At 34.6% G+C, this 15,476-nt stretch carries 14 protein-coding genes; 10 read left to right on the forward strand and 4 right to left on the reverse strand.

The window, feature by feature from the left end:
* The first annotated feature begins 7 nt into the window (after positions 1–7).
* From AC1RNS_RS25210 to AC1RNS_RS25245, 8 genes are all read left to right on the forward strand, one after another.
* Positions 8–2,296, forward strand: coding sequence for a dynamin family protein (locus tag AC1RNS_RS25210; RefSeq protein ID WP_492996579.1), 2,289 nt, complete (start codon positions 8–10; stop codon positions 2,294–2,296).
* The gene (locus AC1RNS_RS25215; RefSeq protein WP_492996580.1) at positions 2,280–3,086 is read left to right on the forward strand and encodes a hypothetical protein; all 807 of its coding nucleotides are present in this window, start codon (positions 2,280–2,282) and stop codon (positions 3,084–3,086) included. The genes AC1RNS_RS25210 and AC1RNS_RS25215 overlap by 17 nt, the downstream gene beginning before the upstream one ends.
* The gene (locus tag AC1RNS_RS25220) at positions 3,067–3,360 is read left to right on the forward strand and encodes a hypothetical protein (protein WP_492996581.1); all 294 of its coding nucleotides are present in this window, start codon (positions 3,067–3,069) and stop codon (positions 3,358–3,360) included. Before AC1RNS_RS25215 ends, AC1RNS_RS25220 begins: the two co-directional genes overlap by 20 nt.
* A 17-nt stretch (positions 3,361–3,377) precedes the next feature.
* Entirely contained in the window at positions 3,378–4,391 is a 1,014-nt protein-coding gene (locus tag AC1RNS_RS25225) for a hypothetical protein (protein WP_492996582.1), read from the forward strand.
* 283 nt (positions 4,392–4,674) lie between these two features.
* Complete coding sequence (locus tag AC1RNS_RS25230; RefSeq protein ID WP_492996583.1) at positions 4,675–6,372, forward strand: DUF262 domain-containing protein; 1,698 nt, start codon at positions 4,675–4,677, stop codon at positions 6,370–6,372.
* Between the two features lie 21 nt (positions 6,373–6,393).
* On the forward strand, positions 6,394–8,541 hold the full coding sequence (locus AC1RNS_RS25235; RefSeq protein ID WP_492996584.1) for a DUF262 domain-containing protein: 2,148 nt from the start codon (positions 6,394–6,396) through the stop codon (positions 8,539–8,541).
* 101 nt (positions 8,542–8,642) lie between these two features.
* Complete coding sequence (locus AC1RNS_RS25240) at positions 8,643–9,149, forward strand: hypothetical protein (protein WP_492996585.1); 507 nt, start codon at positions 8,643–8,645, stop codon at positions 9,147–9,149.
* 621 nt (positions 9,150–9,770) lie between these two features.
* Positions 9,771–11,252: a DUF7309 domain-containing protein gene (locus AC1RNS_RS25245; RefSeq protein ID WP_492996586.1), complete on the forward strand. Its 1,482-nt coding sequence runs from the start codon at positions 9,771–9,773 to the stop codon at positions 11,250–11,252.
* Positions 11,253–11,548: 296 nt separating this feature from the next.
* On the opposite strand, the gene AC1RNS_RS25250 is transcribed toward AC1RNS_RS25245, so the two are convergent.
* Both AC1RNS_RS25250 and AC1RNS_RS25255 read right to left on the reverse strand, forming a co-directional pair.
* Entirely contained in the window at positions 11,549–11,989 is a 441-nt protein-coding gene (locus AC1RNS_RS25250) for a cell wall hydrolase (RefSeq protein WP_492996591.1), read from the reverse strand.
* Between the two features lie 127 nt (positions 11,990–12,116).
* Complete coding sequence (locus AC1RNS_RS25255) at positions 12,117–12,668, reverse strand: ECF transporter S component (protein WP_492996587.1); 552 nt, start codon at positions 12,666–12,668, stop codon at positions 12,117–12,119.
* Between the two features lie 178 nt (positions 12,669–12,846).
* On the opposite strand from AC1RNS_RS25255, the gene AC1RNS_RS25260 reads away from it, so the two are divergent.
* Positions 12,847–13,695: a pyridoxamine kinase gene (locus AC1RNS_RS25260; RefSeq protein ID WP_492996592.1), complete on the forward strand. Its 849-nt coding sequence runs from the start codon at positions 12,847–12,849 to the stop codon at positions 13,693–13,695.
* 74 nt (positions 13,696–13,769) lie between these two features.
* Here AC1RNS_RS25260 and AC1RNS_RS25265 read toward each other — a convergent pair whose 3' ends face one another.
* Entirely contained in the window at positions 13,770–14,330 is a 561-nt protein-coding gene (locus AC1RNS_RS25265) for a DinB family protein (RefSeq protein WP_492996588.1), read from the reverse strand.
* An 89-nt stretch (positions 14,331–14,419) separates the two neighbouring features.
* Here AC1RNS_RS25265 and AC1RNS_RS25270 point away from each other — a divergent pair, with 89 nt between their 5' ends.
* Positions 14,420–14,917 (forward strand): GNAT family N-acetyltransferase, encoded by a 498-nt coding sequence (locus tag AC1RNS_RS25270; protein ID WP_492996589.1) that lies wholly within the window; start codon positions 14,420–14,422, stop codon positions 14,915–14,917.
* Positions 14,918–14,958: 41 nt separating this feature from the next.
* On the opposite strand, the gene AC1RNS_RS25275 is transcribed toward AC1RNS_RS25270, so the two are convergent.
* Entirely contained in the window at positions 14,959–15,174 is a 216-nt protein-coding gene (locus AC1RNS_RS25275; RefSeq protein ID WP_492996590.1) for a hypothetical protein, read from the reverse strand.
* Positions 15,175–15,476 lie beyond the last annotated feature (302 nt).

The raw sequence follows: 15,476 nt of genomic DNA on the forward strand, positions 1-15,476 counted from the left end.
AACAAAAATGTTACAAAAAATGAAGCAACTTCCACTACATAAAACGGAAATGCAATTTATTGAAGCATTAGAACAGCAAGCAAATAATAAGCAAATGACATTAGGTGTTTTTGGTTCATTTAGTGTTGGAAAATCGGCTTTAATTAATGCTTTAATCGGTCATCAAGATTTATTGCCAACTCATACAAATGAAACGACAGCTATTCCTACATATATTAAAGGTGGGGAAACAGACCAAATTGAAGCGTATCATTTTAATGGCATGATATCAGAGTTGAATGTCATAAAATTACATTCATTAACAGCAGGTGTTTCTGTCAATGATATCGAGAGCATTGTGATTGAACGGCAAACTCCAAGTTGGTTGAAGGAGATTATATTTATTGATACACCTGGCCGAAATACGAAATATAAAGCTCATATTGATGCATCAGAACAAGCATTAATTACATCAGATGCAGCATTATATGTGATGCCATGGCAAGGGTTAACACTAGAAGATATTGTATATTTGAAGCATATTTTACGCTATCAGCCGAATCTATATTTTGTCATTAATAAAGTGGATCGCATTGACGAAGCACAAGGCATTACGATTGAAGAAATGCAACAACGAGTAACGGCGGAATTAAAGGAACAACTAGGTAGGGATTTCCCCGTTTACGCAGTAAGTGCAAAAACAGGCTATAACATGGATAAGTTGTATTTAGAATTCATTTTGCCATTAAAAAATGAACTAGCTCAGCTCAAAGAACATCGACTACAGTACGCATTAAAGCAACTTCTAATGCGTGAGCAGGAACGTATTGTACAACAAGTTGAGTTTTATGAAAAAGCTTTATCTTCAGATGAACGTGATTCTGCATTACAAAAGCAAGCGGTTCAAATGCAGTATGCAGATGCACAAATTGAAGTGTCAAATCAAATGGAAGCATTACTTGAAATAATGTTTAAAACGGAAGAAGAAATGAAGCAATATATGCAAAAATGCTATCAGCTGCTTGAAGTGAAGCTGAAAAATTTAGTGAAAGAAAATTTATCTATTGATGAATTAACCTTAAAAATAGAAAACGAAATTGTGACAACTAGAAATGAAGTGTTTGGGACATTATATGGTCGCATTCAAAAAATTGTCGGGGATGAGGGTAAAATTGAATTGAAATCTCCTGATGAAATTTCATTTAATTTCAAAATGACTGTTCCTAATTTGTCAGTTCTTCAAAATCAATATGAAGCCGAACGTGAAAGAGCCTTTGCTAAAATCAATGCTGTTAAAACTCAGTTACAGTTATTACCAGAAAGTAGTGGCAATGATGAACAACGTGAACGCTTATTGTTAGAAATTGAAAACCTAACTGAGCAGGCAGTGGAGAAATTCGTGCCAGAATATATTTTAGATGAAACATTTGATCCAAATAAGAGTGAAAAAATTGCTTCGGCCATTGGATTTGTAGGTGATATGGCATTGACAGTAGCTTTAGCAGTAGCAACAGCAGGGACATCCGCAGCTGCTCAAGTAGGTGGGAAAGTTGTTGCAAAAGAAGCGACTAAAACTGCAGCGAAGACAGCAGCGAAAAAAGTAGCTTCAGAGGCTGCAGAAAAGGCGATTATTGCAGGTATTTCCATTGCTGCTGAAGCATCAAAGAAACCTGGAAATGGCTCAGATAATACGGTCTTAAAGGCAGCGAAAGCATTGGACCAGTTTACAAGTCCAGTGCAAACAATAGCGAAAAAAATCGGACAACAAATAGATGAGACTCGTAGCCAGCCAAAGAAAGAGGATATGCAGCATCGTCGTCAATTCTTTGAACGAAAAAAGGAGCTTGAAACGCTACGTGATGATAAGCTTCATCAATTAGATGCATTAGAAAACCAAGCAGCAAACAATGAACGGATTCGTAAAGAGTTAACATTAAAACGCGAGCAAGTAGAACAAGCGATGAAACACAAGCTAAAGAAGCTTGAAGAAAACTACGAAGAAGAAACAAATCGCATACAAAATGAGCACCTTCTAAAGGAAATTAACAGCCAATTAGAGCAAGTGTTAACGGATGAAGAGAAATATTTAACACTATGGTTTAAAACAGAATTTGCAAATTTATTAAACGTTTTAGATCAGATGCTACCAAGGCAACTAAAAGAACAGCTACAACATTGGGAGCAGCAAATTACAGATGTCGAACAAATGAAAGAAAGCGACACAGCAAAAATTCAGCAGTTGATTGATGAAAATCGTGCTTATTTAAATACGATTGAATCCCTTGTAAATGGTGAGCAATATGCAGTTGCACAATGAGCTGTTATGGCTTGCCAAGCAAATTGATAAAATTCCTGTTTCCAATGAACCTTCTTTATGGAAAGCAATGCGAGAAATTGGGAACACTTCAGCAGTAAATGGTAGCGTGGCGACAAAACGTCACGTCTACATTACTGGTGAGCCACAGGTTGTTTATACACTGACAGATTTATTCCAATCTGTAGAGCTTTTAAAGGATGTCGTAACCCTTACAAGTGCAAAATATCCACACCCAGTACTACAGTGGATGGATATTACCTATTATCCACCAAATACATTACAGATGTTGCCAAAAAATAAGATGCTAACCCTATTTACAGAGCACCGTTTACCATTATGGTCGCGTAGCCTTTTTATTGAGCAAAAAATTTGCAATGTCGTGGCTACTGAAAATATTCTTGCCTTATTGCACATGCCGAATATTAATCAATTTTTAGTTGATGATTTTTCTTATCATTATTTATTAGATGATGTAGTGGTAACAAGGAATATGACAATAGCTCAGTCAAAGCAACAATTAACTCCTGAGCTACCAAAGCAATATATTTTACAGCTAATGACGATGAAGGATTCCAATGAAGAAAAGGAAAAGAACCTTATTTTAGATAAAATCGCAGTGCATATGTTAAATACATTTTGGCTCCAAAATCATCCATCATTCCCCCAATGGATGCCTGTTTTATTAAGAGAAATTACAGCATTTTTAAAAATAAAGCATAACAACGCAACTATTGAAGAAATAATTAAAGAATTGAAAGTGTGGGGAAACCGTGACAAACGAATTAGTTGAGCTTGAAAATAATTATTTTGTATTATGTCACTTACTATTGCAGCGTATTGCGAAAGACAAGCCAAAGCATTTCGACGATACGAAAAGCTATTTAGCCAAAATTGAAAAATACTCCATTTATGAAAAAACGCTTTATGTAGCTGAGCTATTACAGGCAACAAAAAGTAAAGAGCAAAGTGAAGTACTACAACAGATAGAAAAATCATTAAAGCAAGAAAAAATTAGTGATACGACTATTTCATTGATGAAACAATATATTCACTTGTTAAAATAGCCTTGAAGGAGCTAGGTATGAATAAATTACACACATATTTACTACCTGTCGCAGCAGGTAGTGTTGGCCTATTATGGACCCCATTAAGCAATAATGCAGCGATTACTTATGGCATTCTTGCTTTTGCTGTTATAGTCGGCATTGTCGGTCTGCATTCATTAACAAAACAAAGAGAAATGACAAATGCTTCTTTACAACAATGTTTAAAAGTTATGGAAGATGCGGTGAAAGTGTCAAACAACGAAATCACTAACAAACTACAACAGCAATTAGAGACTTATAAAGAAGGAAATATAGCTTTAAATCAACAATTAAAGCAAGAATTTGCTCAACTGCAGATTACGATTGTAGGACAAATGGAAAAAACAGAACAAACAGTATCAAAGCAGCAGTCAGATATGAAGCAAGCTTTTAGCCAATTGGAAGAAAAAATTGAAGAAGGCAATAAAGTTTTAGAAAATGTCTCGATTTTAATGATTCAAGAGCTGAAAAATATTGTGCAAATAACGGACGAATTAGTTTCGATTCAAAATACAATGCCAAATGAGCTTTCGATGCTACAAGATGCGATTACTACTAATCAACAAGACGCGTTAGACACGGCTCGCAATTTAGAAATGCATTTAGAAAAATTAGCGGATTTACAAGATATTATTCAATCTCATTTTGAAACGTCTACGTTAACTCATGAACATGTAGTAGCAAAAATTGCTGATGAATTCGGAGTTGTTTCAACGAATTTAGATGTCTCTATAGCGAACATGTTAGCACAAATGGAGAAATACAATGAAAAAGTTTATGCTCAAATGAATAATGCTTCTACAATGGTAGAGAAGGTTGAACAGCTTCAAACAGAACTAGGAAAATTAAGCGAACAATCAACAATTTCATTAAGTAAGCAATTAACCGAACTGAAAAATATGAATAAAGCGTTGCTAGAAGGAATTTCTCAAATTGCTGATTCGAAAAGTGTAGAACGCCAACAGCTACTAAAAATTCAAAAGAAATTAGTGGAATCATTTTCTAGTTAGTGATTCGACAAAAACTAAAGAAATAATAAGCGTAACAGAAGATTATAGAAATTCCCATAAGATTGACAGAATAAAATCTGTTAATCGTATGGGGTTTTTTTCGCTTAAAAAGGCACTGGTAATCTACTAGGTCAATAAAAGTGAAGCATATACAGGTATGATAGACATATCAAATGAAGGTACTTTTTTTGAGACATTCTCTCTCTTTCTATTATAAGAAAAAAAGGAATATTCATACATATGGAGAATTTAATATATTAATGAAATTGGAGGAGGTGCCGTTATGCAGCAAGTATTATTAACTAGTAAAAATATCCGTGAGTTAATGAATTTAGAAGGCTCATTTTTTATACCAACATATCAAAGAGGGTACAGATGGACTAGTATTCAGGTAAAAGAATTACTGGAGGACCTGTATGAATTTATGCTGCAAAAACAATCACGTGATGAGATATATTGGCTACAACCTGTGATAGTGAAAAAGGTGAAAAATCAGTGGGAGCTCATCGACGGTCAACAGCGTTTAACAACCATTTATTTAATATTAAAGGTGTTTACAACATATATGAAGCGACAAAATGAGCCGTATAAGCTGCGTTATCAATCACGTGAGGAGAGTGCAGATTTTTTAGAGAATATTACAACGAAAAGTGATACAGATGTTGATAATATCGATTATTATTATATGCTTACGGCATATCAAACAATTGACGCTTGGATTGAAGAAAAGCTTGCGGATGATATTTCTGAATTTGCTGGAATTCTTAAGGCAAATGTAAAGGTAATCTGGTATGAAATTGGTGAGAAAACAGATCCAATTGAGCTGTTTTCTCGTACGAATAGTGGGAAGATTCTATTGAATGATGCCGAGCTGATTAAGGCTTTATTTTTAAGTAGCACTCATTTAGCTGACAACAATAGCGATGAAAAATATCTTCAGTTAAAGCAGCTTGAAATATCGAACCAATGGGATCAGATAGAATATAGCCTACAAAATGATAAATTTTGGTTCTTTTTGCAAAACAATAGTAAACACCAATATTCTACGCGAATTGAATGGCTTTTTGAGCTTGTCGTTAGCTTAACAAATACTATTGATGGACAATGGGATCAATATCATACATTCCATGTTTTTAATGAAATCATGGAGGCTGAAATAGCACAGGGAGTTTCAAAGGAAACAGTAATTAAAAATCTCTGGAAGCGAATTTTTGAAGTGTATCAGACTCTATTGGAATGGTATGAAAACCGGATGTTTTATCATTATGTAGGGTATTTATTAACAACGGGTGTATCACTAAAAATATTATTTCAAGCATTTTTAAAGATGAATAAGGATCAATTTGAACATTTTTTACTAGATAAAATTGCAGGGTGTTTTCATAATATTACTTTAGAGGAATTGGATTGTACAAAAAATAAAAAGGAAATTGCTAATACATTATTGTTATTCAATATATTTACATTGCAAAATAATTCAGAGTCAAATCAGCTTTTTGATTTTGAACGCTATAAAACAGAGGAATGGGATATTGAACATATTCATGCGTTGCAAAGTAAGCTACCTAATGAAAAGGAAGCACAAAATGCATTATTAGGAGAGTTTGAAGGATTAATTACAGACCTGACATTACAACAAAAGGTGAAGGATTTTATTGCCCAGAAGGAAACGACTGGCTTTGAGGACTTACTTTTAACAGTGGAGAGCTTATTTAGTGATGATAATTTTAATATCAATGGGCTGTCGAATTTAACGCTGTTAGATCGCCAAACAAATCGCTCTTATAAAAATGCGATTTTCCCAATAAAACGTAAAGAAATTATTTTGCGCGATAGAAGTGGGACATATATTCCGCCTTGTACGAAGAATGTTTTTTTAAAGTATTATAGCAGTAACATTCAAAATATGAATTATTGGTCTAAAAATGACCGTGATGAGTATTTAAAAGCAATTGAAACAGAATTACAATCGATATTATAAACGAAAGAGGTGTCATCTAGTTTGAATACAGCAGAAGTATATACTTTTTGGAAATTGATTCATACATACAAAATTGTTATTCCAATTATTCAAAGAGATTATGTACAAGGCTTGGATAATTCGAGAGCTATAGAAGTGCGAGAAAAATTTTTAAACCAATTGTTTAGAAGCTTACATGAGCGCCAACCTGTTTTGTTAGATTTTATATATGGCACAACAGATGAGGAACAGTATTTTGCTCCTTTAGATGGGCAACAGCGGCTAACTACATTATATTTATTACATTGGTATGTGGTGCTGCGTGAAAATAAAATGAAAGAGTATCACCAAATATTTGAGAAATTTTCCTATGAAACAAGACAGCATAGTAAGCAGTTTTTTGAGTTTTTAACGACGATTCAAAAAATAGACTTTAACAAGGAAACGATTAGCCAGCAGCTAAAAAATGAAGCAACTTTCTTTGAGCGTTGGCTAATGGACCCGACAGTACAATCGTCACTTGTGATGCTTGATGCTATTCATCAAAAATATCAGCAGCCCATTTTAAATCATTTAGAAAGTGATACAATCCAGTTTTATTTTATTGATTTAGATAAATTCAACTTGGAGGACTCACTCTATATTAAAATGAATGCGCGTGGAAAGCCATTAACAATATTTGAAATTTTTAAGGCACGTTTACAAGGCTATATTCAAGAATCACAAGCAATCCCAATGAAGCAGGTAGAGGATTTTTTTATCCAAATAGATACTAAATGGACGGATTTATTGTGGCGTTACGCCAAAAAAGAGTATGATATTGCCTTTTATCAATTGATAAAAACAATGTTGGCAAATCAAGTAGCAAGCCAATCAGCTTCTACTGAAATACTAGACGTATTTTTAAAAAAGAATGATATAGCCTTATTAGATACAGATTTGAAGACTGCTAAATTAAATGCTTCAGATTGGATGCAGGAAATGGCGCTTTTTTTAAATAAGTTTGAGCAGCTTATTTCATTGGCAGATGCCCAATTAATAGATGTGGAGGCTTTATTCCAGCGAAATTTATCAGACCAGGTTACATATACAGAGCGAATTCAATTATACAGCTTAGTTATCTATGTAAAATATGCACAGCAATTACAGGCGGATTCATTAAATAAATGGCTTCGCTATGTTCGAAATGTGACTGAAAACACGCTTTATAACAATGTATCGGAATATCGTTTGTCGATTATAGCATTATATAATTTAAAGGATTATGTCGATAATATTGATGCGCATTTAGCCTCAGGTAATATGAAATTAGAGGGCTTCTATCAAAGTCAGATACAGCAAGAAATAGATAAAGCAATGCTAAAAGCGCTTGATTCAAATTGGAAGCCATTAATAGAAAAAGTTGAGGATTACCCATATTTCTTAGGAGAAATAAGCTTTTTATTAAAATTTAGTGATAGTGCTGACAATACAATTTATCGTGTGATTGATCATCAAGATAGGCAAAAGAGCTTTCTGCAATATTTTGAAAAGGCGAAGCGTATTTTTGGAGAGAAAAGTTTGAAGGTGTCCTCTACTTTATTATCACGTGCATTGCTTTGCATAGGTGATTATTTATTGAAAATCGGGCGGAATCATACGTTTTTAAGAGATAACTTTGATCGTGATTACAGCTGGAAACGCTATTTACGTGAGGAAAACGTATGTTATTTGAAGGAGATACTTGATGCTCTAGATGTTAGCCCTGTAGACAAGACATTAAATGATATTATTGCGAATTTTACTGGAGATGATTGGCGAACAGATTTTATTTTATACCCAAAAATTATTAAGGAGTATTGTGGAGAAAATAGGAATATTCGTAAGCTAGATGATGGTGTCATTTTATTGTTAAAAACGAATGCAACAAATGGCTACTGTGCTGAATATAGAACGTATTCTTTATACTTACAAAGCCTTAAAAAATTTGGGGATTTAAATATTGAGTATATACATTCAGTTGGTGCTGATTATGCAAATAAATACATGCTCATTAACGATGAATATGGCATCACATATAATGCTGTGAAATTCGTTATAGAACGATATAATGAAGTCAAACAAGAGTGGACGTTAGTTCAAGAAATAGACACTGTTGCTGAAGTATTTAATTGGTTGGAGAAATTAAATAAGCAGCTTGTAAAAGTATAAAAACAGGTAAATTAAGTGTTATTTATTTTTATAAAAATAAATAACTATATAGAGGAAACTGAGATACGAATCAATTAGGATATTGTAGAGCATGTTTACATATGTTCAGAACTAGTGAAGAGCTGAGAGAAGAGGGAGGAATTAAAATTTCATTGACCTTTTACGAGAAACGTTATGGCAAATCAGAATTTCAAAAAATGAGAGACAATCATAAAGGTTATTATCGCTACCATATCAAAATATACAATTCAGATTTAATAAAGAAGTTACAAATAGAAGATAAAACACTCAATAATTTTTATAATTTATTACCTATTGAAGAAGTAGAAGAGTTATTTGGTATGCATTGGATACAAGAAAATAAATCAATAAAGGATTTACACGGTAAAATTCATGTTTGTGGTGTGCAAAAATATGAAGAATTGTCATTGAGATTATATAAGCTCTTTATCAATAAGCTAACGATAGAATGGGGATATCTAGTAGGAGAAGATTATGAGATTAATGAAATTGGATACATTCAATTAGAGTTGAGCGATTTTTATAAAAATTTCTGGCTTACTAAAGATTCATCTATTGCAGATAAAATGTTTATCGAAGAGAATTAATTAATATAGAAAGAATGAAATGATAGGAAATTTGTAAGATTCAAAATAGAAGGGGTGTGGGAAAGACAGATGCAATTCTGCTTTCCCACACCCCTAAACATTTTGAGAGATCTTCACTTGTTGTCAAAGCTTTATTAAATCTACAAGTAGATCGAATCTATCAAAATGGTGAACGAATTGAATTTTAGAAAATATATAGTAGCAAAGTCTTAAGAATTATCATTTAGGTAGTGTGCATAGGGATAATTTATATATTATTAGTTTTTGCAAATATCAAAGACCTTCTTGATTATCAATAAAGCATGATATATTAATTATCAAGAAAGTATTTTTTGACTGGCAATTTGTTGAGATGTATAACTGTAATATATTTATACTTAAGAAGTACTATCTTTCTTGCAACCACGCTATTTAATTTATAAAGCTGATAAAGAGGTGCATGGCAACAGATAGGATATAGAATCTTGCAGCCCGGAAATATAATCAATGAAATAATTAAAAGGTGGTTCACAATGGGGATGGTACCAATGGAGAGCAGTTTTATTTCTTTTGGTGACGACGAAGGCAGATTAAGCTATGATTTCATCCCAACAGTTTAACAAATAGAAAAGAGGTTAAATAATGATACAACTGCATATAGAAAGTAAGAAAAAGCCGAAAATCTATCGAAAGCTTTTGTTACCAGAGGAAAGTAGATTTGATTTATTAGATGAGCTTTTATTGCTTAGCTTTGGTTTGGATGATTCGGATTATGTTGATTTTGAAATGATTAAAAAAGATGGACAAGTATCTGTGAATAAAGAAAAGATATTATTTTTACCTGAAAATGACACGGATTTAGACTCAGAGGATGAGCTGGTCATTAAATGGTTTCGAAAGTCTGGTGATGAAGCGATTGCACAAGTTATCGATACCAATGAATCATTTATTATTCGGTTAGATAGTTATGTTCAATTACCAATGAATTCAGAAAAAGCTATATGTATCGCTGGAGCAGGTGATATTCATACAGGAAAATTAAGCAAGATTAATATCGAGGAAATCAATGAACGGATAACGGTGAGGGAAGAGGTAGAAAGTTTTGTAGATTTTCTAGAAAGCCAGGAACCAGATTATCTTACTTTATTGGAGCTTACAAATGACCTAAAAAAGTTAAAGCCGTGGCAATACTTAGAAAATGATGAGATTATTGTTATTGACTATGTAGATATGGATTTCAAGGTACTTGTTTCTGTTATGGGAGCTGCCGGTGAAGAGTTTGGATTAATGGTTTTTGATATGGAATATGGTTATGCTAGCTTAGCAAAAATTCTTTTTGAAAAAAATTTATCAAGTGATTTTTCTTATAGCTTAAATGCTTTAACTGTGAATTATGTTGATAGAGAAGAGTTAGAACCAGCAGATTATCAGCTCATTAAAGATTGTGGGCTATCGTATAGAGGAAAGAAGAACTGGATTCAATTCCGTAGCTATCAGGAGGGGACGCATCCTGAAATACCAAACTATTCAGAGGTAGAGCTTTTAATTGATATTGTAGATACGATGATTAATATAACAGAGGCTCGGAAGGCTGGCTGGCAATATCCGCAGGTAGCTGCACATGAATATCCAGCGTTTAAAGTGCAAATGGATGGTAATTTACAAGAAATTTATATTTTGAAGCTTCAGGTCTCAAAACCAACGTACGAGTGCTACGAGGAAATTTCAATGTTTGAGAAAGCACAATATAAGAAAAAGCCTAAAAGTGCGTTACAACTAGAATATGATTTATTTTACATGCCTTTTGGTGTAGAAATGGAACAAACCAACCGCACTGTTTTTCCGATTGTTGGCATGCTTGTTGAACGAGGAAGCAATTTGGTGATTGGACACGAAATGTTCCCAATGCCTAAAACGCCACCAATTGCACAAAGTATTTTATGGGCATATTTACAAGGCTTAGAGGTAAGACCAAGTAAAATATTTGTCTCTAAAGAGGTAAGACCGATGCTTCAACCGCTTGCGAAAATTCTAGGTGTAGAACTTGTAGAAAGTGAGCTTCCTGGTATTCGAGAAGTGAGAGAATTTATGGAAACTATGCCAATGGATCTTTTTGAAGAATAGTGAATAACCACACCACACATTTCTGACATTAGTAAGAAATGTGTGGTTTTTAAAATGGTCGTTGTAAGCATGAAAAATAAAAAATAGTACATCTTCTCGGTGATATACTCCCCATTAAATAAATTGTATTTTTCATCTGTCTACCTAATGGGGAGCATATCAAAATGAAAGTGTTTTCTCATGCAGAGGAATAAAAAATCACTTGTTCCATACAAATTTTAAGATAAGAAAAAGGGAACACCAATTATTCAGGTAGTTCCCACTAAAAATTTGGCACTTTAAATCAAAATAAGGCCCTACCCCATATAAACACTTTCACAAGTATCTGGTGCTGGTTCATAGAAACAATGGTTCTTAAATTGTCCAGTAAACGGTTGGCCGTACCAAGTTGGGGGACATGGGGCATATGGATTGAAGTACCAAAGTGCATATTTTGCTGGATGTTGTCGCCAGTAGTCTAAGTTCTGTTTCGCTAATCTTTTTTCCGTTTCTCTCGCTCTTTGGTAAAACATATTGCCCTTTTGTACGGCTTCAAACGAATAGTTTCCTCCTTGTACCTGGTAAATGACTTGCTCGATGGTTCTGACATCGTTGAAGTCTAAACAAGATGCAACAGCTCGATTTACAATGACATTGCCCACGTATAACATGCCTTGCTGTCCTTCACCTTCAGCCTCGGCCCTCATCATCCTAGCCATTAAGGCAACGTCTGCATCGCGGTATTTTACTCTTGGCATTATTACCACCTCCACCATATAGTATGAAAAAGGCAGAGTTGAATTTCATTTTATTTTGAAATTCCCCCTGTTTTATAAAAAAACGCCATCAATGCTGTGAGAAAAACAGCAGGATGGCGTGTTTCCATTAAAAATTTCTTTTAAAGTATGGTGTTTTTTTCAATACGACACATACAGGAATCGCGATAATTAAGCCGACAATGTTTTGAATTATATCCCCGGGAATGGATGCCAACGGTGCAATCCAGCTATTGAACATAATGGCTTGCCCAATATAGTAAACAGCGATCATCACGGGCATTGATACGACTGCTCCTAAAATGTTCAGTCCAATATTGTCACCTTTATTCCCTTTAGACCAAGCAATTTTACCTACGATAAAGCCCTGTAATGCACGCGAAATAATAGTAGTTGGTGCCCAAATTAACCAGCCCCCTACGATATCGAATAAGCCCATTCCAATTGCTCCAGCAAGTGCGCCTTTTTTTGGACCGAATAAAATTGCACTGATGAAAAGCATGGATGTGCCTAAGTGAATAAGCCCACCTTGACCAAACGGCAACTTAAGATTGATAAACATTGTTGCTACGAAAACAAGTGCTGCTAAAATGGCTGTAATCACTAAATCAAATGTTTTCGTGCGAGATTTTGTATAGGATTGCCTTTGTATATTTTGCATCTGTATCTTCCTCACTATGATGAATATTTTGATGATTTTTACTTTAGCAAAGGACTGACTGTTGTGGAAGTGCCAATTTTATAAAAAAGTTAGGGGTCAGATTGAGATTATTTTCGCTGCTTTCTAATTGTGATACGATGGGGAGAGTATAAGCATGATTAGTTAGGTGGAATGTATGATGAAAAAAGTTGCTGTAATTCAGGATATGTCATCCTTTGGAAAGTGCTCGTTAACGGCTGCGATGCCTGTGTTATCTGTAATGGGTGTTCAGGCAGTGCCTTTGCCGACTGCGATTTTAACCGCACAAACAGGGTATTCGAGCTTCTATTGTGAGGATTTAACGTCAAGGATGGACTACTTTGTGGATGAATGGAGCAAGCTTGATGCAACCTTTGATGGTATTCACACAGGCTTTGTCACAGGTAAGGAGCAAATTGATAATATCTTTCGTTTTTTAAGTGTGTTTCATTCAAATGAAACGACGTTGCTTGTAGATCCGGTGATGGGTGATCATGGCGAGGTCTATAAAATGTTTACTGGCGAGCTACTTAATCGTATGAAAGAGTTAGTAAAGTGTGCGGACATTATTACGCCAAATGTTACAGAATGCTGCTTGCTTACTGGTTTGGCGTATGAGAAGCTTCAGAGTTATGACAATAATTTAGATTATATTCAGGCACTTGAGGAGGCAGGTCAACAGCTTCAGCAGGTGACTGGGGCGAACGTTATTATTACGGGTTTGAATCCGCCACCAGTAGATAAAGGCAAGCGTTATGTGGGCAATATGTATGTGGATGCAGAGCGTTCTTTTTTTAGTATCCGCGATTATAATGGTGAAAGTTATTCAGGCACAGGTGATTTGTTTGCATCTGTGATTATGGGCGGCATGATGCGAGGACAAGATTTAGTGGAGTCGATGAAGCTTGCGGAGACGTTTTTAGCTGCTGCAATTGAAGCCACAGCGAAGGAACAAGTTCCACGCGAGGCAGGCGTACATTTTGAAAAATTTTTAAGAATGCTGCTTTAAAGATTTTACATATGAGATGACCTAAAAAGTTGCCTTTGTATTGATTTTTTAGGTCACTTTGAAACATAGAATGCCTATGTTAATAGTTTATTAGCTCCTATCAATCTTTCTGTAATCTCAAAATGATGCCTTTCATGTATAGCAAGTAATTGAATAGCTTGAATAAGGTTTGGATAATGAGCAATAGGATCTGGAAAAATGATATGCCCTGCAACATCCTCCTCAATATCTTCTACCAATTTTTTCATAGCCATTGTGTCGTTTACTAGGTATTGTTCAATATCCTTACTGTTTAAGGCAAATCGTATTTTCTTAGGTGGCACTAATATTCCTGGAGCCTTCATACCTTTCCCTTTTTTAAGTTTATATTCTTCATAAATATCATGTATTTCTGTGGCGAAAGGCTTATTTCTTCGAATTTTTGCGTAAGGAGTGAGGAAAAGGGAACATGTAGTTGCTGTTTTAAGCATTCTGAGAATTAAATAAAGATGGTAAAAGTGTTCACCAATAGACCATTTTCCCTCCTCGCCGCGATACCATAGCTCTTTCTGTGAGAGTGAATGAATTGAAGGGATGTAGTGAGATCTTTGCTCTTGTAGGGTGTGAAAATGCTGCATCATGCAGTTAGATTTCATTGTAAGTTCTCCTTTTTTGCTGTTATTTCCATTTTAGGGGAATGGGTTATGGATGTACATATAAAAATAGATTTTTTGGAGGAAAAAGCATGGATATTAGAATATTAAGTGCAGCAGAGGCTGACATGTACCGGGGGATCAGATTAGAAGGACTAAAGAATAATCCAGAGGCATTTGGTTCTAGCTTTGAAGAGGAAAAAGATTTTACCCTTGAGCAATTTGCAAAGAGATTAGAATCACAGGATTCTTACACGTTTGGAACATTCTACAACGAAGAATTAGTGGGTGTTGCAACCCTAGTACAAGAAAGGAAGCAGAAGTTAAGGCATAAGGCAAGTGTCTTTGCTGTTTACGTTTCTCCAAAAAAGCGTGGGTATGGTATTGGTAGGTATTTAATGGTCGAAATCATTAATATGGCAAAGGAATTAGAGGGAATTGAGCAGATTAATTTAACGGTTGTGTCTACAAATACCTCAGCAAAGAGGTTGTATGCTTCTTTGGGATTTGAGGTTTTTGGAACAGAAAAAAGGGCATTAAAAATAGATCAGCTGTATGTTGATGAGGATTATATGGTTTTATTTTTATAATAAGTAAACTCCAAATTTCACTGAATTTGGAGTTTTGTAGGCTATAAGGAGTCTCGAGTGTTACGTGCCTTATTTTTCAGCAGCTTAAAACTCGCCAGTATATTAATTATGGACAATGGGAAAGCCAGGCAAAATCCTACATTACCTAAGCGTTCAATCTGAATGGGTGATTGGTTGTAAAAATAATAATATGTAATGCCTAAAAGAAGCAGGATGACCAGCACAATATTGGTCGATGCAATGATATTATTGCTCATTATAATCCCTCCAATCGGTAATTCTTGGTATTGGTTTATATTATGCGTATAAACAGAATCTGTTATAGAAATTTAGGGAAACGTTTCCCCCATTGATAAGAACTGATCAAAAAACTATAGCAGATCAGTATGTGGTAAAAGCCTCAATTTAATGTGTAACCCGAGCAGTTTGGATTGGAAGGCGATCAATTTAATGTGTAACCCGAGCAGTTTGGGTTAGAAGGTGATCAATTTAATGTGTAACCCGAGCGGTTTGGGTTAGAAGGTGATCAATTTAATGTGTAACCCGAGCAGTTTGGGTT

It is taken from the genome of Lysinibacillus sp. GW821-FHT14F06, from assembly GCF_058803665.1.